Here is a 22222-nt window from a genome sequence, read left to right as displayed (position 1 = left end):
CCAGAGACCGCGCGCGCGAACGGTCCCCCAGCAGGAAGAGAAACCGGCGGACCACGGCCACGCTGGAGTCATGACCGCAATTCGGGCAACCAACCTGACCAAACGCTACGGCGACACCGTGGCCGTCGCGGACCTGTCCTTCGACGTCGAACCCGGTCAGGTGACCGGATTCCTGGGTCCCAACGGCGCGGGCAAGTCGACCACCATGCGCATGATCCTCGGCCTGGACCACCCGTCGGGCGGCTCGGTCCTCGTGGACGGCACGCCGTACACCGAACTGCGGCATCCGCTGCGCAAGGTCGGCGCGCTGCTGGACGCCAAGGCCGTGCACGGCGGGCGCAGCGCCCGCAACCACCTGCTGGCCATCGCGCAGACCAACGGCATCCCGACCTCCAGGGTTGAGGAAGTGCTGGAGGTGGTCGGCCTGGCCAAAGTGGCCAAGCGGCGGATCGGCGGGTTCTCGCTCGGCATGTCGCAGCGGCTCGGCATCGCCGCCGCGCTGCTCGGCGATCCGGAGATCCTGCTCTTCGACGAGCCGGTCAACGGGCTGGACCCGGACGGCATCCTGTGGATCCGCACCTTCATGCGGAAGCTGGCGGCCGAGGGGCGCACGGTGTTCGTCTCCAGCCACCTGATGAGCGAGATGGCGCAGACGGCCGACCACCTGGTGGTGATCGGCAAGGGGGCGCTGATCGCCGACACGAGCGTGTCGGAGTTCATCGGGCGCAGCTCCCAGGCGTACGTACGGGTGCGCTCGCCACGGCTGGCCGAGGTGGCCGAGCTGATCAGGGTCGGCGAGCCGCACGGCGACCACCTGCGGGTGACCGGGGTGACGCCGCTGGAGATCGGCACGATCACCGCGCGGGCCGGGTTGCCGCTGGAGGAGCTGACGCTCGTCCAGCCCTCGCTCGAAGCGGCCTACATGGAGCTCACCAAGGACAGCCTGGAGTACTCGTCATGATGGACATCCTCAGGTCCGAGTGGACCAAGATCCGATCCGTCCGGTCCACCGTGTGGACGCTGGCCGTCACCGCCGGGCTGATGCTGGGCCTCTCCGCCCTCATCGGCATCGCGGCCAAGAGCACGGCCGACGGGCCGGTCCCGGGCGATCAGGCGATCACGATGAGCCTGACCGGTTCGATGATCGCCGCGCTGTCCATAGCCACCCTGGGTGTTCTGGTGATCTCCAGCGAGTACCGCACCGGGGGCATCCGCACCTCGCTCATGGCCGTGCCCAAGCGCATGCGCCTGCTGACCGGCAAGATCGTGGTGTTCGTCGTGATCTCGCTGGTCGTCTGCGTGGTCGCGTCGGCCGGCGCGATCGGCGTCGGCGTGGCGATCTTCCAGCCGCCGTCGATCGAACTGGGCGAGGTGGTGCGGTCCACGCTCGGGTCCGGTCTCTACCTGACCGCGTGCGGGCTGTTCGGGCTGGGGCTGGGCACGCTGGTCAGACACACGCCGGGCGCGATCGTGTCGGCCATCGCGCTGATCATGGTGCTGCCCATATTCGCGAACCAGCTCCCGGGCGACTGGGGCAAGACCGTGGCCGAGTACTTCACCACGAACGCCGGCCTGCTGGTCGTGTCCGGCCAGAGCAACGGCTCCCTGGGCCCGTGGAGCGGGTTCGCGGTCTACCTCGTCTGGGTGGCCGTCGCCGTGCTCGCGGGTGCCGTGCTGATGCGGCGGCGCGACGCGTGATCACTCGGCACGGAGGGCGATGACCGGGTCCAACCGGCCCGCCCTCCGCGCGGGGGCGACGCCGAAGAACACGCCCACCGCCGCCGACACCCCGAACGCGAGCGCGACCGACCACCAGGTGACCGAGGCGGGCACCGGCGTGAGCGCCTGGATGGCGAACGCGCCTCCCACGCCGAGCAGGATCCCGATGACGCCGCCGATCGTCGTCAGCAGCACCGCCTCGATCAGGAACTGGGCCAGCACGTCCCGCTGCTTGGCCCCGAGCGCCTTGCGCAGCCCGATCTCGCGGGTCCGCTCCCGGACGCTGACCAACATGATGTTCGACACGCCCACGCCGCCCACCAGCAGCGAGATGCCGGCGATCGCGGCCAGTACGCCGGTGAGCATGCCGAGCACGCTGCCGATCGTGCCGAGCAGCTGGGTCTGCGTGACGGCCGAGAACTTCTCCCCCGGGTACCTCTCGGTCAGCGCCGCCACGACCCGCTCCTGGAGCGGCTCGATCTCGTCGGGCCCCGAGGCGCCCACCGCGATGCCGTTGACCCTGGCGATGCCGAGCAGCCGCTGGGCCGTCGTCACCGGAATGTGCACCTCCTGGTCGCGCGAGACCCCGAAGGTCTGGCCGATCTTGGCGTAGACGCCGACGACCCGGAACCGCGCCCCGGAGACGGTGAGCTGCCTGCCGATCGGGTCGAGGTCGCCGAACAGCTTGTCGGCCACCTCGGAGCCGAGCACGGCGACCCTGCGCCGGGTGTCGACGTCGGTCTCGCTCAGGTGGCGGCCCTTGTCGAGCGGGCGCTCGAAGATGTTGGTGAGGTTCTGGTCGGTGCCGACGATGGTGACGAACGCCTCGCTCCCGCCGACCCGCACGGTCTCGCCCGACTGCAGCGACACCGTCACCTTGGCCGGGTCGCCGACCACGCGCCGCACGTACGCGACGTCGGCCAGGTTGAGCTTGCTCTGGGTCGGCGCCGCGCCCACGCTGAGCCGGCCCGGGACGACCAGGATGATGTTCGTCCCGAGGCCGGAGATCTCCTTCTCCACCGCGTCCTTCGCGCCGGTGCCGACGGCCACCAGGATCACCACGGCGAGCACGCCGATGATGACGCCGAGCATGGTCAGCACGCTGCGCAGCCGGTTGACCCGCAGCGCCTCCAGCGCCATCCCGAACGCCTCGCGCCCTCTCACTCCGGGTTACGCTCCGCGGTGTCGAGCTCGATGAGCCCATCGCGTACGTGGATCTGCCGCCGGGCGTGCCCCGCGACCTCCGGCTCGTGCGTGACCAGCACCACGGCCACCCCGCTGTCGCTGTTGAGCCGGTCGAGTATGGCCATGACCTCGGCGCCGTTGCGGGTGTCGAGGTTGCCCGTCGGCTCGTCGGCCAGCAGCACCTTGGGCTCGCCGACCAGCGCCCTGGCGATCGCCACGCGCTGCTGCTCGCCGCCGGACATCTGCGAGGGCCGGTGCTCCATCCGGTGCCCGAGTCCCACCGACTCCAGCGCCGCCCGCGCCCTGGACAGGCGCTCGGCCTTGCCGATCCCCCGGTAGACCAGCGGCAGCGCCACGTTGTCCAGCGCCGTGGTCCTGCCCAGCAGGTGGAACGACTGGAACACGAACCCGATGGTCTTGTTGCGCAGCTCGGCCAATTCGGTGTCGGACAGCCGCGACATCTCCACCCCGTTCACCCGGAGCCGCCCGGAAGTGGGCCGGTCGAGGCAGCCGAGCAGGTGCATCAACGTGGACTTGCCGGACCCGGACGGCCCGATGATGGCCACGAACTCGCCGCGGCCGATGCGGAGCGACACACCACGCAACGCCTCCACGGCGACGCCGTCGAGCTGGTAGCGCCTGGTGAGGTCGACGGCTTCCAGAGCGGCTGCCAAGGCGGTGGTCGTCATGGCAGTCGCTGCCCCTGTCGTACCGAGTCCGCGCCCTTGACCACGATCCGGTCACCGACCGACAGCCCGTTCAGCACCTCGACCACCGCCTCTCCCTGTGCGCCGAGCTTGACCACGCGGCGCTCCGCCGTACCGTTCCTGACCACCCAGACCACGCTCTCGCGCCCGCTGGAGACGATCGCCGAGGCCGGGGCCGCGATGGCGGCCGGCGACTCGCGGACCGTCAGCCGCGTCACCGCGCTCATACCCGGTTTCGGAGTGGGCGCCTCGGCTCCGTCGTCGAACCTGCCCGCGCCGAGCGTGAGCTGCACCGGGTAGCTGACACCGCCCGTCGTGCCCGCCAGCGGCGTCACGCCGACGCCCGTCACGCGCGCCGTGTAGCCCGCGCCGGGGACCGCGTCGAGCTCGACCGTCGCCTGGGTGCCCTTCTTGACCAGCAGCACGTCGGTCTCGTCGATGTCGGCGGAGAGCGTGAGCTCCGAGACGTCCGTGACGGTGACGATCGGGTCGCCCGCCGACACGGGGACGCCCGTGGCCACCGGCGTGCCGCCGCTCGCGGAGCCGCCCGAGGTGTCGGCGGGCAGTTGCTGGCCGCCGGTGGGCAGCTGGCTGAGCAGGCCGTTGAGGCTGCTCGCGGCGCCGCCGCCGGTGGGCCGGCCGAGCGTGACCACCCCGCCGAACGGCGCCTTGACGGTGAGCGACTTCACCGTGCTCTCCGCCGCCTTGACCGCGGCCTTCGCCTGGGACTTGGAGGCCGCCTGCAACGACGCCATGGACGACGTCAGCCCGCCGAACCCGCTGGTGACGCCGGCCAGCACGCTGTTGATCGACCGGTTGAGCTGGGCGGTGATCGACTTCAGCGCCCTGGTCTGCGCCTTGTGCTGGGCCTCGGCCAGGCCGATGGCGCTGAGCAGCTGCCGGCGGGCCTGGGCGTCGTCGATCTTCTTGGCCTCCCTGCGCGCCCTGGCGAAGTGCCTGGCCACCTTGCGGTCGAACGCGCCGGTGTCGAAGGAGGCGAGCCGGACGTTCGGGCGGCCCAGGCTCGGGGTGGCGGGCGAGGCCGACTTCGACGCCTGCCGAGCCTGTCTGAGCTGGTCCTGGGCCTGTGGTGAACGGATCTTGGCCACGATCTGGCCCTTGCGCACGTGGTCGCCCTCGCGTACGTAGAGCTTGGCGATCGTGCCCTGGGCGGGTGAGCGGAGGGTGGCCGTGGCGCGGGCGCCGATCGTGGCCGGCGCCTCGACGACCTCGGTGACGGGGGCGCGTTTGACGTCGGCCAGTTGTACGGCGGCCGGTTCCTCGGACGAGCAACCGGTCAGCGCGAGCAGGACGAGCAGCGGGGGGATGCCGCGACGGATCGTCACCCGACCCATCGTAGGAGCAGGGCGGTCCGGGCGGCTCTGGGCCTCCCGGGCTCAGCCCGAGGCGAGCTCGCGGCTGCGGTCGCGGGCGGCCTCGATGGCGGCCAGGAAGGCGGCGCGGACGCTGTGCCGTTCGAGCTCGGCGATCGCCGCGATCGTGGTGCCGCCGGGAGAGGTGACCGCCTCGCGCAGGATAACCGGGTGCTCGCCCGAGTCGCGCAGCATCACGGCGGCGCCCACGATCGACTGGGTGACCATGTCGAGCGCCGCGGCCCTGGGCATGCCGAGCAGGATCCCCGCGTCGACCATGGCCTCGACCAGGTAGAAGAAGTAGGCGGGCCCGCTGCCCGACAGTGCCGTGGCCGCGTCCTGCTGCGACTCGGGCATGCGCAGCACCTTGCCGACCGGCTTGAGCAGGTCCTCGGCGTGCTTGAGGTGCTCCTCGCCCGCGTGGGCGCCCGCCGAGATCACGCTCATCGCCTCGTCGAAGCGGATCGGCGTGTTGGACATGACCCTGACCACCGGCACCTCGACGCCGAGCCGCTGCTCGACGAAGGCGGTGGTGATGCCGGCGGCGGCGGTGATCACCAAGCGGTCGGCGGGGACGTAAGGGGCGATCTCCGCCAGCAGCGTCGCCATGTCCTGCGGCTTGACCGCCAGGATGAGCGTCTCGGCGGCCTTGGCCGCCTCGGCGTTGGTGACGGTCCGCACGCCGTACGCCTCACGCAGCGCCTGCGCTCGCTCCGGTCTGCGGGCCGTCGCCATGATGTCGCCCGAATCGAACCCTGCCCGAAGTAGACCAGACAGGAGGGCTTCGCCCATCTTGCCCGTGCCCAGAATCGCAATCACGCCGGTAGCCTACCTAGCTAGTGCCTGCTCACCAGCGACCGGGCGAAGAAGCCCAGGTTGCGCGGGCGCTCGGCGAGGCGGCGCATGAGGTAGGCGTACCAGTCGGTGCCGTAGGGCACGTAGACGCGCACCTGGGCGCCGAGCCCGGCCAGGCGGGCCTGCTCGGCGGGCCGCACGCCGTACAGCATCTGATACTCGAAGCCCGTCGCGTCCCGCCCGGTCAGCACGGCCAGCGCCGAGGCGATCTCCACCAGCCGGGGGTCGTGCGTGGCGACCATGGGATAGCCGGTGCCGTTCATCAGCACCTTGAGGCAGCGCACGAACGAGCGGTCGATGTCGGCCGGAGCGGTATGGGCGCCGGGCGCGGTGTAGGCGCCCTTGCACAGCCGCACCCTGGCCCCTTCGAGCCGCTCGCAGCGCTCGCGGGCGTCCGGCAGGTACGCCTGCACCACGACGCCCACGTCGGGATGCTCCTTGCGCAGCGTGGCGTGCACGGAGTGGAGCGTGGGGATCGTGTCGTGCTCCTCGGCGTCGAGGGTGATCGTCACTCCCCTGGCCGCGGCGGCCTCGCAGATGGTGGCCGCGTTGTCGAGCGCGAGCTGCTCGGAGAGCCGCAGCCCCAGCGCGGTCAGCTTGATCGACACGTCGGCGTGCTGAGGCAGCCGGCCGAGCAGCGCGAGGTGGTCCTGGACCGAGCGCTCGGCCCGCGCCCGGTCGGTGACGTCCTCGCCCAGGTGGTCGACGGTGACGAGCAGCCCGTCGCGGGTCAGCCGGGCGATGACCGCGTCGACGTCGTCGGCGACATAGCGCCTGACCACGTCCCTGGTCAGCGGCGATGTGGTGACGACCCGCTCGGCGAGGTCGCTCCTGGAGACGGCCAACAGGGCCTGACGCAGCACGTGTTCAACCCTAACTTCACCGGCGCGGTTTCCGCCGGATCCCGGCGGCTGAACCTCCGAGGCGTCCCATTCGTCCAAGAAGTATGCGCACAATGACAGCGACTCTTCTGGCCGGATGTCTGGTGCTTGCGACGAGCTGCGGGGCCCCGGCGCCTGCCAAGCAGGCCCCCGCCTCCGCCCCTCAGGTGCCGGTCACCACTGACCCCGTGGCGAGCGGACCCGCCGAGACGACTCCCACGAAGTCTCCGAAACCGGTCAAGCCCACGGGCGACACGATCAACACGCACAAGGTCCGCTGGACCAAGGCGCAGCCGACGTCCCACGGCCGCAAGCTCAAGCTGACCTGGTGGTCGGGCGTGGCGCCGTGCAGCGTCCTGGACCGGGTCAAGGTCAAGGAGACGGGCAAGCGCGTCACGGTCACGCTCTACGAGGGCACCGCCCCCAAGGCCAAGGACGTCGCCTGCATCATGATCGCGGTGGAGAAGACCACGACGGTCAAGCTCAAGTCGCCGCTCGGCAAGCGCAAGGTCGTGGACGGCGCCAAGCCCTGAACCTCCGCTATGAGACCTCCGGCACATGTGTCGGAGGTCTCGTCTTGCAGGGGGGAATGCGGGTGCTCGGGCTGGGGTTGAGTCGGGTAGGCTCAAGCTGTTTGACAAACGGTTCGGGCATTCGTACGTTGAGTCCAACCGACTCAACTTTAACTACAGGGACGTACTCATGGCACGTGCGGTAGGTATCGACCTTGGGACGACCAACTCCGTCGTCTCGATCCTCGAGGGCGGTGAGCCCACCGTCATCGCCAACGCGCAGGGCTCGCGGACCACGCCGTCCGTGGTCGCCTTCGCGAAGAACGGCGAAGTCCTGGTCGGCGAGGTCGCCAAGCGACAGGCCGTCACCAACGTGGACCGGACCATCCGCTCTGTCAAGCGCGAGATGGGCACCAACTGGTCCCAGGAGATCGACGGCAAGAAGTTCTCCCCCCAGCAGATCAGCGCCTTCGTCCTGCAGAAGCTGAAGCAGGACGCGGAGGCCTACCTGGGCGAGAAGATCACCGACGCGGTGGTCACCGTCCCGGCCTACTTCAACGACGCGCAGCGCCAGGCCACCAAGGAGGCCGGCACGGTCGCGGGCCTCAACGTGCTCCGCATCATCAACGAGCCGACCGCGGCGGCGCTCGCGTACGGGCTCGACAAGGAGCAGGACCAGACGATCCTGGTCTTCGACCTCGGCGGCGGCACCTTCGACGTGTCCCTGCTCGACGTCGGCCAGGAGGACGGCCACGGCTTCGTCGAGGTCAAGGCGACCTCCGGCGACAACCACCTCGGTGGTGACGACTGGGACCAGCGGGTCGTCGACGAGCTGGCCAACCGGTTCAAGAACGCGCACGGCGTCGACCTGTCCAAGGACAAGATGGCCCTCCAGCGCCTGCGTGAGGCGGCGGAGAAGGCCAAGATCGAGCTGTCCAGCCAGGCCGAGACCAACATCAACCTGCCCTACATCACCGCTTCGTCCGAGGGCCCGCTGCACCTCGACGAGAAGCTGACCAGGGCGGAGTTCCAGCGGCTGACCGCCGACCTGCTCGAGCGGACCAAGGGCCCGTTCCACCAGGTCATCAAGGACGCCGGCATCAAGGTCTCCGACATCGCCCACGTGGTGCTCGTCGGCGGCTCGACCCGCATGCCCGCCGTCTCCGAGCTCGTCAAGGAGCTGACCGGCGGCAAGGAGCCCAACAAGGGCGTCAACCCGGACGAGGTCGTCGCCATCGGCGCCGCCCTGCAGGCCGGCGTGCTCAAGGGTGAGGTCAAGGACGTCCTGCTGCTCGACGTGACCCCGCTGTCGCTGGGCATCGAGACCAAGGGCGGGATCTTCACCAAGATCATCGAGCGCAACACGACGATCCCGACCAAGCGCTCCGAGGTCTTCACCACGGCCGAGGACAACCAGCCGTCGGTGCAGATCCAGGTCTACCAGGGCGAGCGCGAGATCGCCTCGTACAACAAGAAGCTGGCCACGTTCGAGCTGACCGGCATCGCCCCGGCGCCGCGCGGCATCCCGCAGATCGAGGTCACCTTCGACATCGACGCCAACGGCATCGTCAACGTCTCCGCCAAGGACCTGGGCACGGGCAAGGAGCAGACGATGACGATCACCGGCGGCTCCGCGCTGCCGAAGGACGACATCGAGCGGATGATGCGCGAGGCCGAGTCGTACGCCGAGGAGGACAAGAAGCGCCGCGAGGAGGCCGAGGTCCGCAACAACGCGGACGGGCTCGCCTACCAGACGGAGAAGTTCCTCCGCGAGAACGACGACAAGGTCCCCGGCGAGATCAAGACCGAGGTCAACGACGCGCTCGCCGAGCTGAAGAAGGCTCTTGAGGGCACCGACACCGACGTCATCCGCAACTCGGCCGAGAAGCTCGCGACCGTCAGCCAGAAGATGGGCTCGGCGATCTACGCGCAGAGCCAGGGTCAGCAGGCCGACGGCGAGGGCGCTCCGCAGGACGCCGCGGCCGGCGAGCAGCAGAAGGCCGACGAGGACGTGGTCGAGGCCGAGATCGTCGATGAAGACCAGCCGAAGAAGGACAAGTGATGCCGACGCGTGACAACGGGCACGACGAGCCGGTGATCCGCGACAACCGTAAGATCGACCCGGAGACGGGCCAGGTGCGCGAACGTCCGCAAGACCAGGAGGCCCCCGCTCCCCCCGCCCCCACCGAGGTGGCGGCGCAGGACGGGGACCTGCTGGGGCAGCTCTCCGAGCGGACGTCCGACCTGCAGCGCCTCCAGGCGGAGTACACCAACTACCGCAGGCGGGTCGAGCGTGACCGGGTCGCGGTTCGCGAGCAGGCCGTCGCGAGCGCCCTCCAGGAGCTCCTGCCCGTGCTCGACGACATCGGCAGGGCACGTGATCACGGCGAGCTCACCGGTGGCTTCGCGAAGGTGGCAGAGTCACTGGAAGCGGCGGTCACCAAGCTCGGCCTCAACTCCTTCGGGCAGAAGGGCGACCCGTTCGACCCGACCGTTCACGAGGCGCTGATGCACAGCTACTCGCCGGACGTCACCGAGCCGACCGCGGTCGAGGTGCTACAGCCCGGTTACCGGATGGGTGACCGGGTGCTCCGCCCGGCACGGGTGGCCGTGGCGGAGCCAGAAGACGCCCCTCCGGCGTCCGACGACGACAACTGACGAAGAAGAACGAAGGGCGATAGATGAGCACCAAGGACTACCTGGAGAAGGACTACTACGCCGTCCTTGGTGTGCCCAAGTCAGCCACCGCCGAAGACATCAAGAAGGCCTACCGCAAGCTGGCCCGGCAATACCACCCCGACACCAACCAGGGCGACGTGACCAAGGAGACCAAGTTCAAGGAGGTCTCCGAGGCCTACGACGTCCTGTCCGACGGCAAGCGCCGCAAGGAGTACGACGAGGCGCGCACGCTGTTCGGGTCGGGGGTGGGCGGCCAGCGTCCCGGCAGTGGCGGCTTCCCGTTCGACTTCGGCGACCTGTTCGGCGGCACCGCCAGCCAGCAGCAGCAGGGCCACGGTGCGGGTGAGCGGCTCGGCGACCTGTTCGGCGGGCTGTTCAACCGCGGCGGCGGCTCGGCCCGTACGACCAGCACCACCAGGCCGCGGCGTGGGCAGGACATCGAGTCCGAGGTCACGCTCACGTTCACCGAGGCGGTCGAAGGCTCCACGGTGTCGCTCCGGCTGACCAGCTCGGCCGCCTGCACGGCGTGCAGCGGCACCGGGGCCAAGGCCGGCACCACCCCGCGGGTCTGCCCGACCTGCGAGGGCACCGGGGCGGCCAGCCGCAACCTGGGCAACTTCGCCTTCTCCGAGCCCTGCCGCGACTGCAAGGGCCGTGGCCTGCTCGTGGACGACCCCTGCCCCGTGTGCGAGGGCAGCGGCCGGGCCAAGAGCACCCGCAACATCCAGGCGCGCATCCCCGCGGGGGTGGCCGACGGCCAGCGGGTCAAGCTCAAGGCCAAGGGCGCCCCGGGCGAGAACGGCGGCCCGGCCGGCGACCTCTACATCCTCGCGCACGTCAAACCGCATGCCGTGTTCGGCAGGACGGGCGACAACCTGACGATCACCGTGCCGGTGACGTTCTCCGAGGCCGCGCTCGGCGCCGAGATCAAGGTGCCGATTCTCAAGGGCCTGCCGGTCACGCTGCGCATCCCGACAGGCACCCCCAACGGCCGCACGTTCCGGGTTCGCGGCAGGGGCGTCGCCCGCAAGGACGGCACCAAGGGCGACCTGCTCGCCACCGTCGAGGTGGTCGTCCCCAAGACGCTGGACGACAAGTCCCGCGAACTCCTCACGGAGTTCAACACCGCGACCGCGGGCGAGGACCCGCGGGCTGATCTCATACAGAGAGCCAGAAGCGAGTAGCCGATGGACGCCAACTATTTCGACCTGTCAGACGAAACACCGGTCTATGTGATCTCGGTTGCCGCGCAACTGTCGGGTCTCCACCCGCAGACGCTGCGGCAGTATGACCGGCTCGGACTGGTCTGTCCAGGCCGTACGGCGGGGCGCGGCCGCCTCTACTCCACCCGCGACATCGTCCAGCTCCGCGAGGTCCAGCGGCTCTCCCAGGAGGAGGGCATCAACCTCGCGGGCATCAAGCGGATTCTCGAGCTCGAGAACGAGGCTCTGCGGCTGCGTGAGGAGGTTCACCGCCTCCGCGCCGAGATGCAGATGGTCAGGGCGCTGATCCGCTACGAGCTGCCACCGGGGGCCTAGAAACACATGGACTACAAGCTCACCCAGAAGAGCCAGGAAGCTCTCTCCGGGGCCATGCGGCGTGCCGCCGCGGAGGGCAATCCGGAGATCGCGCCCGCGCACCTGCTGACCACCCTGCTCGCCCAGACGGGCGGCACCGCCGTTCCGCTGCTCGAAGCCGTCGGCGCCGACTGGAAGACGCTGCGCGCCAAGGCCGAGGAGCAGCTCGCCGCGCTGCCGAAGGCCCAGGGCTCCACCGTGAGCGCGCCGTCGAGCTCCCGCCAGCTGCTGACCGTGATCAACACCGCCGCGCAGCGGGCCAAGCGGCTCGAGGACGAGTACGTCTCCACCGAGCACCTGCTCGTCGGCCTGGCCACCGACGGCGGCCAGGTCGCCGAGCTGCTGAAGTCCCAGGGGGCGACCCCGCAGGCGCTGCTCGACGCCTTCGAGAAGGTACGCGGCCACGCCCGCGTCACCAGTGAGACGCCCGAGGACACCTACCAGGCGCTGGAGAAGTACGGCGTCGACCTGACCGAGCGGGCCCGCAGCGGCAAGCTCGACCCGGTCATCGGCCGTGACTCCGAGATCCGCCGGGTCGTGCAGGTCCTGTCCCGGCGCACCAAGAACAACCCCGTGCTGATCGGCGAGCCCGGCGTCGGCAAGACGGCCGTCGTCGAGGGCCTGGCCCAGCGCATCGTGGCCGGCGACGTGCCCGAGTCGCTGCGCAACAAGCGGCTCATCTCGCTCGACCTGGGCGCGATGGTCGCGGGCGCGAAGTACCGCGGCGAGTTCGAGGAGCGGCTCAAGGCCGTGCTCTCCGAGATCAAGGAGAGCGACGGGCAGATCGTCACGTTCATCGACGAGCTGCACACGGTCGTCGGGGCGGGCGCCGCCGAGGGCGCGATGGACGCGGGCAACATGCTCAAGCCCATGCTGGCCCGCGGCGAGCTCCGCATGATCGGCGCCACCACCCTCGACGAATACCGCGAGCGCATCGAGAAGGACCCCGCGCTGGAGCGCCGCTTCCAGCAGGTCTACGTCGGCGAGCCCACGGTCGAGGACACGATCGCGATCCTGCGCGGGCTCAAGGGCCGCTACGAGGCCCACCACCAGGTCCAGATCGCCGACAGCGCGCTGGTCGCCGCCGCCGCGCTCTCCGACCGCTACATCACCAACCGCTTCCTCCCCGACAAGGCCATCGACCTGGTCGACGAGTCCGCCTCCCGGCTGCGCATGGAGATCGACTCGCGGCCCGTCGAGATCGACCAGCTCCAGCGCAACGTCGACCGGATGAAGATGGAGGAGCTGGCTCTGTCCAAGGAGACCGACGAGGCCTCCATCCAGCGGCTCGAACGCCTCCGCAAGGAGCTGGCCGACCGCCAGGAGGAGCTCAACGCCCTCGTCGGCCGCTGGGAGACCGAGAAGGCCGGCCTGAACAAGGTCGGCGAGCTCAAGAAGCAGCTCGACGAGGCCAGGAGCAGCGCCGAGCGGGCGCAGCGCGACGGCGACTTCGAGGCCGCGTCCCGGCTCATGTACGCCGAGGTGCCACGCCTGGAGCAGGCCCTGCGGGCCGCCTCCGAGGCCGCCACCCCCGACAACGCCATGGTCAAGGAGGAGGTCGGCCCCGACGACATCGCCGAGGTCATCTCGTCCTGGACGGGCATCCCGGCGGGCCGCCTGCTGGAGGCTGAGACGGCCAAACTGCTGCGGATGGAGGAGGAGCTGGGGCGGCGCCTCATCGGGCAGCAGCAGGCCGTACAGGCCGTCTCCGACGCCGTACGACGGAGCCGGGCCGGGATCTCCGACCCCGACCGGCCCACGGGCTCGTTCCTGTTCCTCGGCCCGACGGGTGTCGGCAAGACCGAGCTGGCCAAGGCGCTGGCGGAGTTCCTGTTCGACGACGAGCGGGCGATGACCCGCATCGACATGAGCGAATACTCCGAGAAGCACAGCGTCGCCCGGCTCGTCGGCGCGCCTCCCGGCTACGTCGGCTACGAGGAGGGCGGCCAGCTCACCGAGGCAGTCAGGCGGCGGCCCTACACGGTCGTGCTGCTCGACGAGGTGGAGAAGGCCCACCCCGAGGTCTTCGACATCCTGCTGCAGGTGCTCGACGACGGCCGGCTGACCGACGGCCAGGGCCGTACCGTCGACTTCCGCAACACGATCCTGATCCTCACCTCCAACATCGGCTCGCAGTTCCTGGTCGACCCAAAGCTGGCCAACGGCGCCAAGCGCGAGGCCGTCCTGGGCGCGGTGCGCAACGCGTTCAAGCCGGAGTTCCTCAACCGGCTCGACGACGTGATCCTGTTCGACGCGCTCGGCTCGGAAGAGCTGACGCGCATCGTCGACCTCCAGGTCGAGCGCCTGGCCCAGCGACTGGCCGACCGCCGGCTGACGCTGGAGGTCACCGACGCGGCCCGCGAGTGGCTGGCGCTCACCGGCTACGACCCGATGTACGGGGCGCGCCCGCTGCGCCGCCTGGTGCAGTCGGCGATCGGCGACAAGCTGGCCAAGTCGGTGCTGTCGGGTGAGGTCGTGGACGGCGACCGCGTCCTGGTGGACCTCGGCGACGACGAGCTCACCATCGCCCGCGGCTGACCCCGCGCTCGCGACGCCCCGGAGACCGGCTGGTTTCCGGGCGTCGGCGTTTCATGACACGGGCCACCCCCCCTTTCGAAAACAGCATGGAAAGACTCGGTCACGTTCGGTAATGTGTGCGGTGGGTGAGGACGCTGTGACAGGAGGTGCGCGATGGCGATCCGCCGTTCCGCCGCCAAACGGCATGGCCTGCCCTCGATCGTGCAGTTGCGGCTCACGCCGACACCGGCTCAGGCCGAGGCGCTGGCGGCAGCGGTGCTGGTGTGTAGTCAGGCTGCCACCGTCGTGTCCCGGCTGGCCTGGCAGCACCGCGTCTTCACGGTGGTGGAGTTGCACCGGCTGGCCTATTACGCGGTGCGGGCGCAGGTGGCCGGGCTGGGCGCGCAGGCGGCTGTGCGGGCTATCGCCCGGGTCGCCAGCGCCTACGCCAACCGGCGCTCCACCAAGAAACGCGCTCACATCTTCCGCCCGCACGGCGCCGTCCCCTACGACGCCCGGCTGATGAGCTGGAGTCGCGATGCCCGGACGGTGTCGTTGTGGACCCCCACCGGCCGCGTTACCGTCCCCTACACCGGCCGGCCAGAAGACCTCAAGGCCGTGGATACGCTGCCGATGGGGGAGGCAGACCTGATCTGTCGACGCGGGGTGTGGCTGCTGCAGGTCGCCCTCACCCTGCCCAAGCCAGCGGTGCGTGAGCCGGTCGGCGGCTTTGTGGGGGTGGATCAAGGGGTGGCGAACCTGGCGGTCACCTGCGACGGCGCGGTGCTGCCCGGCCCGGCCCTGCCTGGGCCGATCGGCGGCAACGGCCACGTCCGCACCCTGCGGGAACGGCGGCACCGCCAACGCCGACGGTTGCAGAAGAAGGGCACCTCGGCGGCGCGGCGGGTGCTGCGCCGCCTGTCCGGGCGTGAGCACCGGATGACGACCGACCTCAACCACCAAATCAGCACATACGTGGTGCGTGAAGCCGAACGCACCGGCCGTGGTGTCGCCCTGGAAGATCTTCAGGGTATCCGCGGCCGGGTAAGGGCTTACCGGTTCCAGCGGCGCACCCTGCACGGCTGGGCGTTCGCCCAGCAGATCGCCTTCACCCGCTACAAGGCCGCCCGCGCCGGAGTCGCTTTCCTGCTGGTCGACCCCGCGTATACCTCGCAGGCGTGTCCGGAGTGCGGGTGCGTGTCCAGGGCGAACCGGCCGGCGCGGGGCCGGTTCGTCTGCACCCGGTGTGGCCTCGCTGGGCACGCCGACCACATCGCGGCCCGCAACATCGCCACACGCGGCATAGCGGGCTGGGCTGCCATCAACCAGCCACACGCTACCGGCCTCCCTTCACCCAGACGGGACCGCGAGAGCAAACCATCAGCTTCAACCGGTGGTAGTTGATGGCACGGTCAACGGCGGCCCTCCGTCGTCAAGCGTTGCGCCACCCTTCCGGCAAGCCGGCCCGCGACGGAGGCGGTCGTGGCTAGCTTCGGCTCTCGTCGCATCATCGAAAGCCGAAGCAGGAGGACGTGCAGTGTCATCTCGGAAGTTCCGCGGCATCCTCGCGGTGGCCACGCTGACCGTGGCAGTGAGCGGGGCAGTGAGCTGGATGGCCACGGGCCCCGCAGGCGCCTACGCCTCCTCCGACGCCTCGGATGCCTGTGGCGGCCCGTCGGCGGATATGACGGCGTCCGTGTCCACGTCCACGTCCACGTCCACGTCCGTATCCGCGTCCACGGTCCGTGTCTGCGACGACAGCACGGATCTCGTGGTGCCGGCCGGGTCGCAGAGCGGCACGATGGCCCGTTCGGCCGGCGACCGCCTGTCCATGGCCGCGGTACGCCTGGCCGACCGGCTCGGCGTCACCGGCCTGGCGACGGGCCATTCGGTGATGAACATCGCCGACCAGGGCGGGATGGCCGCCACCACGGGCGCCTCGACGCTCCCCGGCGGCATCCCCGGCGCGGCGGGCCTGGCGGACGTGTCGAGGCTGGCGGAGGCACCCGACCTCCCCATGCCGCGGCGCCTGCCGCACACCGGCAAGCCCACCGTGGACATGCCCGGCGACGCGACCACGGCCGGCTCACGCATCGTGGGCACCGTGGCCAAGTCTCCCGTCGACCCGCTCCGGCCCGTCGACCCGCTCCGGCCCGTCAACGCGCTCCCGCCTGTCAACGCGCTCCCGCCCGTCGATCAGGTGAAGCGCGAGACCGTCGCCCCCGTACTGCCGGAGGTGCCCGAGCACGCCCCCGCCGTCGACGGCGTCAACGGCCTGATCCAGCGACTGGCCCTGGACTGACGCCTCGCGCCCACGCACGCTCACGCCCCCACCCACCGGACAGCGCGCAGCACTCACCCACGGAACGGCTCGCGCCACCCGCCCAACAGGACAGGCCGCGCCATGCACCAGAGGAGACGGCCCGCGCAACCCATCCGCGGATCACGCCATGCGCCCAGCAGGACAGATCGCGCCGCCCTCCTACAGGGGGCGGATCGCGTCATCTGCCCACGGCCTCCCTCGTCAGGAAACCAGGGCGTCCAGGTCGTCCTCCGGCAGGCCGAGGTCCACCCGGATGCGGTAGCGGGTGCGCAGCAGGGCCACCTGCTCGGGGTCGTTCTCCTCGCAGGCCAGCACCGCCTGGGTCGCCCACTCGTGCCCCGCCCTCAGGTCACCGTAGGCCACCAGGGTCTCGGCGATCGTGTGAGCGGTCGCCGTGGTGACACGGCCCTCCGCGCGGATGGTCTCGATGACCTCCCTTGCCTCGTCCGGTCTGTCGAGCTCGAAAAGCGTGTCGGCTATGCCGGCTCGCGGGTCGATGCTCGACTCGCCACCGTCTTCCATCGCACGCTGGAAGCACTCCATCGCACGTGCGGGTTGTCCCGCCGCTCGCCATTCCTCGGCGGCCAGGACCAGGATGGATGCCCTGGAAACGTCGCCCGACGAATAGCCGAGCGCGACGTCGTACAGCCGCTTCGCCAGCGAACCGTGGTCGTCGGCCAGCAGTGCCTGCTCTAGCAGGCGATCAAGGTGCTCACGGGTCACATGCGCCACACCGCGAGACTACCGAGCCGCTTGCGGTTTTGCCCGGTCAATGCACATCGCGGATCTCGCACGGGTTCGGCAACGTAGCGTTAAAGTATGACTACAGTCAGCGTGTCTGTGCTGGTCGGAGGGGATATAACCGTCGCGCTCGTCCGCTAGTGGAGGGAGTCGCGATGGGCATGTCCAAGCAGATGACCTTCATCTTGGTCTGCGTCATCGTGCTGTCGGCCGTGATTCCGGGGGCGGTCGGCTACCTTTCGGCCCGACTGGAGGCCATCGAATCGGCTGAGCGAAACCTCCATGCGCTGGAAGCCAGGCTGCACACCAGGATGGCGAGGGAGGCACGCGACGCACGACCGGTGACGCTCCCGGCACCGTGCGTGCCGGGCACCGGCCCGTCGCGGACCCAGCCGCACCAGCCGCCCGCCGCCGCGCTCGTCCCGGAATCGAACGACCAGGCACAGCACCAGCACGGCTCGACTCCCGCCTGGCTCCCCGAACTCCTCAGGGAGCTACACGAAACCGAGTAGCCGCCCAGAACGCCTCCAGGAGGACTTGGGCACCCTGCAGAGAGCCTGGAACGTGACCCGGGCGCCTCAAGGAGACCAGGACTTGAGCTGGCGGGACAGGAAGCCGCGGATCAGCTGCTTGGCCGCCTCGATGATCTCCGGCGACCCGTCGGGATCGCGGCGGAAGGCCAGCTTCAGCACCGCGTCGCCCGCCTCGACGGCGACCAGCACGGCCAGGTCGAGCTCCTGGCTGTCGGCCAGCCCGAACTCCTTCAGCAGCAGTCCGCGCAGCCGTCCGGCGATCACCATGTTGTTGTCGGAGTCGGAGTCGAGCAGGTTGAGGTCGACCACGTCGCCGAAGCGCAGGTTCCTGAATCCGGGCACGGTCCGATGCATGTCGACGAACTCGTCGATGATCGCGTCGACCGCCTCCCACCAGCCGCGGTAGTCCTCTTCGAGGAACCTGCGGCCGACCCGGGAGACGAACTGCTCGACGTTGCGCCGGGTCAGCTCCTGCGTGATGGCTCGCTTGTCGGGAAAGAACTGGTAGACCGACCCGATCGCGACGCCGGCTCGCTCGGCGATGCGGGTGGTGGACAGACCCTCGTAGCCCATCTCGTCGAGCAGCTCGGCGCACGCGTCGAGCATCCGCTCGACGCGGCGGGCACTGCGGCGCTGCGTCGGCCGTCGCCGGAGCGATTTGGGCGGCGCGCAGCCGTCTTCAATCATCGGGGAGGACACGGGTTCCATCTTCCCCCCAAGTGCACGATCGTTACCTGGCGAATGGCGGAATTGCTGTGACGCCGGTCACTCGTGCCAGTCGCCGCAGCGCTCCCGGCGAGATCCTCGACAGCGCGTAGCCGATCTTCCCTTCCGCATTGACCGGCACGACGGCCTGGTCACGGTGTACGGCCCGCAGGATGTGGGCGGCGACGCGCTCGGGCGGGTAGCCGCGGCGGGCGAGCCGCTGTTCGGCCGTCTCCCTGATGTCCGGTCCGACGTACGTGGCGTTGCGCGCGATGGGCGTGGACACGAAACCGGGGCAGATCACGGTGACCCCGATGCCCCGCTCGGCGACTTCCGCCCTGAGGCAGTCGCTCAGCATCTTCACGGCCGCCTTCGAGGTGGAGTAGGCGGGCAGCAACCGCGACGGTACGAACGCGGCCAGCGAGGCGATGTTGACGATGTGGCCGCCTTCTCCCCGCTCGACCATCTGAGCGGCGAACAGGCGGCAGCCGTGGATGACGCCCCACAGGTTGACGTCGAGGGTCCGGCGCCAGTCGTCGACCGAGTGGTCGAGGAATGGCCCGCTGACCGCGATCCCGGCATTGTTCACCACAATGTCCGGCACTCCATACTCAGCGCGGATATTTCTGGCGAAGTCTTCCATCTGGGTGGTGTCGGCGACATCGACCCGTACGGCGTGGGCCGTGCCGCCGAGGTCCTTGGCGATGCCGTCGGCCGTGCGCGTCGCCGTTTCGAGATCGAGGTCCGCGCAGACGACCTCGGCCCCATGCGCCGCGAAGGCGCGTGCGGTGGCGCGTCCGATGCCGCTGCCCGCGCCGGTGATCACCACCAGTTGCCCGTGGAAGGCCTTCTGTCCCTTCTCGACGCGTGCTCCGCGCAGGCTTCTGGTGGGCGCGCCGCCGTCGGTGTGGGTGGCGAACTCGGCGATCATCCTGGCGATGACCTCGGGATGGCTGCGCTGGGCCCAGTGACCGGCCGCGATCTTGCGGTGCCAGAACTTCGGGACCCCCTGCCCGAGGGAGGCCAGCAATGCCGGGGTGACGAACGGGTCCCGCGTCGGCTCGATGAGCTGGACGGGCACGGCGACGGTCGGACCGCCACCACGGCCGGCGTCACCACGGCCGGCGTCACCACGGCCGGCGTCACCACGGCCGGCGTCACCACGGACCGCCTCGCCACGGACCGCCTCGTCGACGCGGGATCGGCCGGACGCGTCACCGCCGGGCCGGTCGGCCATGTTGCCGCGGTAGAGCCGCAGACCGTTGCGGGCGTCACTGACCAATGTCTCGGCCGGGTGGCCCGGCCTGGGCTCGATGCCCTCGTTCAGCCGCATCGTCCGTTCCAGGACCCGCGGCATGAACGTGCTCCAAGCCACCTCGGGCAGCACCGGAAGCTGGAAGACGCCGATGTACCAGGATCTGGCCCGCTGTGCCAGCACGTCGCGCCGCCGGCCGTGCCTCATGAAGTGGCGCCACTGCGCGAGACCCGGGCCGCCGAAGCTGGTGAAGGAGGCCACCCGGTCGCGGAGTCCGGGCCGGGTCACCGCGTCCCAGCCCTGCAGCGAACCCCAGTCGTGCCCCACCAGATGGACCCGCGGCTTGCCGATCGCGTCGAGCACCGCCGCCAGGTCGGCGGCGAGCCGGTCGAAGACGTAGTCGCGGGTGTGGCGCGGGGCCGTCGAGGAGCCCGCGCCGCGTACGTCGTAGCGGACCACGTGGAAGCGGTCGCGCAGCAGCTCGGCGACCTCGTCCCAGACCCGGTGCGTGTCCGGGTAGCCGTGCACGAGCAGGATCGTGGGGTCGCCGGGATCGCCTTCCTCGAAGACCGCCAACCGCACGTCATCGGACTCGACCCAGCGCATCGTGACCTCCTATTAGACGTAGAGTCCAATGATAGATCCCGTCAAGGACGGGCGGCCAGCCCTGTACAGGACCGCAGAGCCTTCCAGTCGGCCACCGCCTGTGTCTTGGCCGTGCCCGTCATGGGGATCGGTACTCCCCCCTGGATCGTGGCCGGTGTCCACTGGTCCTTGAGCACCTTGCGACCCTTGATGGTGAGCGTCAGCACGCCGGTCTTGCCGGTGGTGGCGGGCGTGGAGTTGTAGAAGACGAAGTTGCCCAAGCCGTAGCTGACATACCCGTTGCCGATGTACCCGGCGCCGAGCAGGATGTGCGCGTGCCCGCCGACCACCACGTCGGCGCCCGCCTTGATCAGCTTCGGGCCGAGCGCGAGCTGCGCCGGGTTGGGGCACTTCTGCATCTCGGTGCCCCAGTGCAGGTGCACGATGACGGTGTCGGAGTTCTTGCGAGCCTGCCGTACGGCCTGGAGCAGGCGCGGCTCGTCCTTGGCCGACGCGAGCCCGCCCTTGTCGGGCGTCGCCGTCCACGCCTGGATGAACTCGGCGTCGAGCACCTGCGTGGCGCCGAGGATGGAGACCCGGTTGCCGTTGACGGTCTTCCTGAATGGCTTGTAGGCCTGCGTGGAGTTCGCCCCGATGCCCACGATCGGGAACTTGCTCTGCTTGATCGCCGCCAGCGAGTCGGCGAGCCCGGTCTCCATGTAGTCCATGCCGTGGTTGTTGGCCATCGACGCCACGTCCACCCCGGCGGCCTTCAGCGCGGCGAACGCCGTGGCGGGCGCCCTGAAGGTGAACTCCTTGCCGGGCGCGGGCGTACCGCCGGTCGTGATCGCCGTCTCCAGGTTGACCATCGCGAGGTCGGCCTTGCGCAGCACCTCCGCGATCGGCCCGAGCGCCGTGCGCGGCGCGGCGAGCCTGTTGCGCAGCCCACCCTCGAAGTGCACGTCCCCGCCGAACGAGATGGTGTACGGCCGCCGGGCTGGGGTGGCGGAGACCTTCGCCTCTTTCGGTTCCTCCGCCGCCTGTTCGGTCTTCGGCGGCTGCTCCGGCTCGGCCGCCGTGCATGCGGCGACAGCGGCCAGCGTGACGGCGAGGGGCGCCGAGAGTAGGGGACGGGGGAGTCTCATGTGCGGTCGCTTCCGCTCGATCCTGACTTTCAGCCATCGAGCATGGCATGAGCGGATGAACCGCGGCGATTCTAGCTAAGCTGACCTTCTGTCATGAGACGAGTCATGGCATCGAGGCACCCCTGGTCCAGCGGCGTGTAGACGATCATGCGAGTCTCGGGCGCCGACGAGAGGTTGAAGCTCGTCGTCCTGAAGCTGATCCGGCCCATCTGCCGGTGCTCGAACGTCTTCACGCGCGGCCCGGGCTCGGCCACGTCCTGCCTGGCCCAGAGCCGGGCGAACTCGGCGCTCTCCGCGGCGAGCCGCCGGACGAAGTCCTGCCAGCACGGGTCGTCGGAGTGGCGGCTGTAGGCGCCCCTGAAGACGGCGACGGTACGGGGCAGCTCCTGACCGCGGTTGACCAGCATGGTCGTCCAGGATGGCTTGACGAAGGTCTGCCAGAGCGAGTTGCGCTCGCACTCCGGAGCGTCGACGGTCTCGGGGAAGATCGTGGCATAGGCGGAGTTCCAGGCCAGCAGGTCGCAGCGGCTGTTCGTGATGCACGCGGGCATCGCGCCGAGCTGGTCGAGTATGGCCTGCATCTCCGGCGTCACCGGCGTGGAGTCGTCGAGGATGGGTGTGCCCGACTGGCCCGCGAGCCGGTAGAGGTGCTGCCGCTCGGCGGTGTCGAGCCGGAGCGTGCGCGAGATCGCGTCGAGCACCTGACTGCTGGCGTTGATCGGCCGCCCCTGCTCCAGCCACGTGTACCAGGTGACGCCCACCCCCGCGAGCTGGGCGACCTCCTCGCGGCGCAAGCCGGGCGTGCGCCTGCGGGGACCCGGCGCCAGATCGACCATCTCGGGGGTGATCCGCTCGCGCCGGGTGCGGAGGAATGCCGACAGATCGGAGCGCCTTGCTTCTGTCACGGTCACTCCTCAACTATGGGAGAGC

At 70.0% G+C, this 22222-nt stretch carries 21 protein-coding genes; 11 read left to right on the top strand and 10 right to left on the bottom strand.

The genetic code is table 11. The features are described from left to right. The first annotated feature begins 70 nt into the window (after positions 1 to 70). Positions 71 to 961, top strand: a complete 891-nt coding sequence (locus ACGFNP_RS12675) for an ABC transporter ATP-binding protein (RefSeq protein WP_393317828.1) — start codon at positions 71 to 73, stop codon at positions 959 to 961. Continuing rightward, on the top strand, positions 958 to 1698 hold the full coding sequence (locus ACGFNP_RS12670) for an ABC transporter permease subunit (protein ID WP_393317825.1): 741 nt from the start codon (positions 958 to 960) through the stop codon (positions 1696 to 1698). Before ACGFNP_RS12675 ends, ACGFNP_RS12670 begins: the two co-directional genes overlap by 4 nt. On the opposite strand, the gene ACGFNP_RS12665 is transcribed toward ACGFNP_RS12670, so the two are convergent. From ACGFNP_RS12665 to ACGFNP_RS12645, 5 genes are read right to left on the bottom strand one after another with little or no spacing between them, the layout of a single operon-like run. After that, a complete protein-coding gene (locus ACGFNP_RS12665) occupies positions 1699 to 2883 on the bottom strand; it encodes an ABC transporter permease (protein ID WP_358339481.1) in 1185 nt (394 codons plus the stop codon). Then, a complete protein-coding gene (locus ACGFNP_RS12660; RefSeq protein WP_393317822.1) occupies positions 2880 to 3593 on the bottom strand; it encodes an ABC transporter ATP-binding protein in 714 nt (237 codons plus the stop codon). The genes ACGFNP_RS12665 and ACGFNP_RS12660 overlap by 4 nt, the downstream gene beginning before the upstream one ends. Continuing rightward, a complete protein-coding gene (locus tag ACGFNP_RS12655; protein WP_393317819.1) occupies positions 3590 to 4957 on the bottom strand; it encodes an efflux RND transporter periplasmic adaptor subunit in 1368 nt (455 codons plus the stop codon). The genes ACGFNP_RS12660 and ACGFNP_RS12655 overlap by 4 nt, the downstream gene beginning before the upstream one ends. A gap of 51 nt (positions 4958 to 5008) precedes the next feature. Beyond that, positions 5009 to 5803 (bottom strand): pyrroline-5-carboxylate reductase, encoded by a 795-nt coding sequence (proC, locus tag ACGFNP_RS12650; protein WP_358339475.1) that lies wholly within the window; start codon positions 5801 to 5803, stop codon positions 5009 to 5011. Positions 5804 to 5820: 17 nt separating this feature from the next. Further along, on the bottom strand, positions 5821 to 6702 hold the full coding sequence (locus ACGFNP_RS12645; protein ID WP_393317816.1) for a proline dehydrogenase family protein: 882 nt from the start codon (positions 6700 to 6702) through the stop codon (positions 5821 to 5823). 92 nt (positions 6703 to 6794) lie between these two features. On the opposite strand from ACGFNP_RS12645, the gene ACGFNP_RS12640 reads away from it, so the two are divergent. From ACGFNP_RS12640 to ACGFNP_RS12605, 8 genes are all read left to right on the top strand, one after another. Beyond that, the gene (locus ACGFNP_RS12640) at positions 6795 to 7253 is read left to right on the top strand and encodes a hypothetical protein (RefSeq protein WP_393317813.1); all 459 of its coding nucleotides are present in this window, start codon (positions 6795 to 6797) and stop codon (positions 7251 to 7253) included. Between the two features lie 169 nt (positions 7254 to 7422). After that, positions 7423 to 9294 (top strand): molecular chaperone DnaK, encoded by a 1872-nt coding sequence (gene dnaK, locus ACGFNP_RS12635; RefSeq protein WP_358339469.1) that lies wholly within the window; start codon positions 7423 to 7425, stop codon positions 9292 to 9294. Beyond that, positions 9294 to 9890, top strand: coding sequence for a nucleotide exchange factor GrpE (gene grpE / locus ACGFNP_RS12630; protein WP_358339467.1), 597 nt, complete (start codon positions 9294 to 9296; stop codon positions 9888 to 9890). Before dnaK ends, grpE begins: the two co-directional genes overlap by 1 nt. A gap of 23 nt (positions 9891 to 9913) precedes the next feature. Beyond that, positions 9914 to 11095: a molecular chaperone DnaJ gene (dnaJ, locus tag ACGFNP_RS12625; protein WP_358339465.1), complete on the top strand. Its 1182-nt coding sequence runs from the start codon at positions 9914 to 9916 to the stop codon at positions 11093 to 11095. A 3-nt stretch (positions 11096 to 11098) separates the two neighbouring features. Next, complete coding sequence (locus ACGFNP_RS12620) at positions 11099 to 11449, top strand: heat shock protein transcriptional repressor HspR (RefSeq protein ID WP_393317808.1); 351 nt, start codon at positions 11099 to 11101, stop codon at positions 11447 to 11449. Between the two features lie 6 nt (positions 11450 to 11455). Continuing rightward, positions 11456 to 14026, top strand: coding sequence for an ATP-dependent chaperone ClpB (gene clpB / locus ACGFNP_RS12615; RefSeq protein ID WP_358339463.1), 2571 nt, complete (start codon positions 11456 to 11458; stop codon positions 14024 to 14026). Positions 14027 to 14179: 153 nt separating this feature from the next. Beyond that, on the top strand, positions 14180 to 15409 hold the full coding sequence (locus ACGFNP_RS12610; RefSeq protein WP_393317804.1) for an RNA-guided endonuclease InsQ/TnpB family protein: 1230 nt from the start codon (positions 14180 to 14182) through the stop codon (positions 15407 to 15409). A 133-nt stretch (positions 15410 to 15542) separates the two neighbouring features. Further along, the gene (locus ACGFNP_RS12605; protein ID WP_393317801.1) at positions 15543 to 16307 is read left to right on the top strand and encodes a hypothetical protein; all 765 of its coding nucleotides are present in this window, start codon (positions 15543 to 15545) and stop codon (positions 16305 to 16307) included. Between the two features lie 222 nt (positions 16308 to 16529). On the opposite strand, the gene ACGFNP_RS12600 is transcribed toward ACGFNP_RS12605, so the two are convergent. Then, entirely contained in the window at positions 16530 to 17060 is a 531-nt protein-coding gene (locus ACGFNP_RS12600) for a tetratricopeptide repeat protein (protein WP_358339457.1), read from the bottom strand. 170 nt (positions 17061 to 17230) lie between these two features. On the opposite strand from ACGFNP_RS12600, the gene ACGFNP_RS12595 reads away from it, so the two are divergent. After that, a complete protein-coding gene (locus ACGFNP_RS12595) occupies positions 17231 to 17581 on the top strand; it encodes a hypothetical protein (RefSeq protein WP_393317798.1) in 351 nt (116 codons plus the stop codon). A gap of 66 nt (positions 17582 to 17647) precedes the next feature. Here ACGFNP_RS12595 and ACGFNP_RS12590 read toward each other — a convergent pair whose 3' ends face one another. From ACGFNP_RS12590 to ACGFNP_RS12575, 4 genes are all read right to left on the bottom strand, one after another. Further along, entirely contained in the window at positions 17648 to 18289 is a 642-nt protein-coding gene (locus tag ACGFNP_RS12590) for a TetR family transcriptional regulator (protein WP_219529509.1), read from the bottom strand. A 43-nt stretch (positions 18290 to 18332) separates the two neighbouring features. Beyond that, positions 18333 to 20168: an SDR family oxidoreductase gene (locus ACGFNP_RS12585; RefSeq protein ID WP_393317795.1), complete on the bottom strand. Its 1836-nt coding sequence runs from the start codon at positions 20166 to 20168 to the stop codon at positions 18333 to 18335. A 41-nt stretch (positions 20169 to 20209) separates the two neighbouring features. Beyond that, complete coding sequence (locus tag ACGFNP_RS12580; protein WP_393317792.1) at positions 20210 to 21292, bottom strand: CapA family protein; 1083 nt, start codon at positions 21290 to 21292, stop codon at positions 20210 to 20212. 71 nt (positions 21293 to 21363) lie between these two features. After that, positions 21364 to 22197, bottom strand: a complete 834-nt coding sequence (locus ACGFNP_RS12575) for a helix-turn-helix transcriptional regulator (protein ID WP_358339450.1) — start codon at positions 22195 to 22197, stop codon at positions 21364 to 21366. Between the last annotated feature and the right edge of the window lie 25 nt (positions 22198 to 22222).

The sequence above is a fragment of the Nonomuraea sp. NPDC049269 genome (assembly GCF_043197155.1).
Taxonomy (GTDB): domain Bacteria; phylum Actinomycetota; class Actinomycetes; order Streptosporangiales; family Streptosporangiaceae; genus Nonomuraea.
This window is presented reverse-complemented; position numbering and strand designations above follow the sequence as displayed.

Bases quoted from the DNA above. Each gene is read 5' to 3' on its own strand.
- ACGFNP_RS12675 (WP_393317828.1), top strand. From the start codon at position 71: ATGACCGCAATTCGGGCAACCAACCTGACCAAACGCTACGGCGACACC.
- ACGFNP_RS12670 (WP_393317825.1), top strand. From the start codon at position 958: ATGATGGACATCCTCAGGTCCGAGTGGACCAAGATCCGATCCGTCCGG.
- ACGFNP_RS12660 (WP_393317822.1), bottom strand. From the start codon at position 3,593: ATGACGACCACCGCCTTGGCAGCCGCTCTGGAAGCCGTCGACCTCACC.
- ACGFNP_RS12640 (WP_393317813.1), top strand. From the start codon at position 6,795: ATGACAGCGACTCTTCTGGCCGGATGTCTGGTGCTTGCGACGAGCTGC.
- dnaK (WP_358339469.1), top strand. From the start codon at position 7,423: ATGGCACGTGCGGTAGGTATCGACCTTGGGACGACCAACTCCGTCGTC.
- grpE (WP_358339467.1), top strand. From the start codon at position 9,294: ATGCCGACGCGTGACAACGGGCACGACGAGCCGGTGATCCGCGACAAC.
- dnaJ (WP_358339465.1), top strand. From the start codon at position 9,914: ATGAGCACCAAGGACTACCTGGAGAAGGACTACTACGCCGTCCTTGGT.
- ACGFNP_RS12620 (WP_393317808.1), top strand. From the start codon at position 11,099: ATGGACGCCAACTATTTCGACCTGTCAGACGAAACACCGGTCTATGTG.
- clpB (WP_358339463.1), top strand. From the start codon at position 11,456: ATGGACTACAAGCTCACCCAGAAGAGCCAGGAAGCTCTCTCCGGGGCC.
- ACGFNP_RS12610 (WP_393317804.1), top strand. From the start codon at position 14,180: ATGGCGATCCGCCGTTCCGCCGCCAAACGGCATGGCCTGCCCTCGATC.
- ACGFNP_RS12595 (WP_393317798.1), top strand. From the start codon at position 17,231: ATGTCCAAGCAGATGACCTTCATCTTGGTCTGCGTCATCGTGCTGTCG.
- ACGFNP_RS12590 (WP_219529509.1), bottom strand. From the start codon at position 18,289: ATGATTGAAGACGGCTGCGCGCCGCCCAAATCGCTCCGGCGACGGCCG.
- ACGFNP_RS12585 (WP_393317795.1), bottom strand. From the start codon at position 20,168: ATGCGCTGGGTCGAGTCCGATGACGTGCGGTTGGCGGTCTTCGAGGAA.
- ACGFNP_RS12580 (WP_393317792.1), bottom strand. From the start codon at position 21,292: ATGAGACTCCCCCGTCCCCTACTCTCGGCGCCCCTCGCCGTCACGCTG.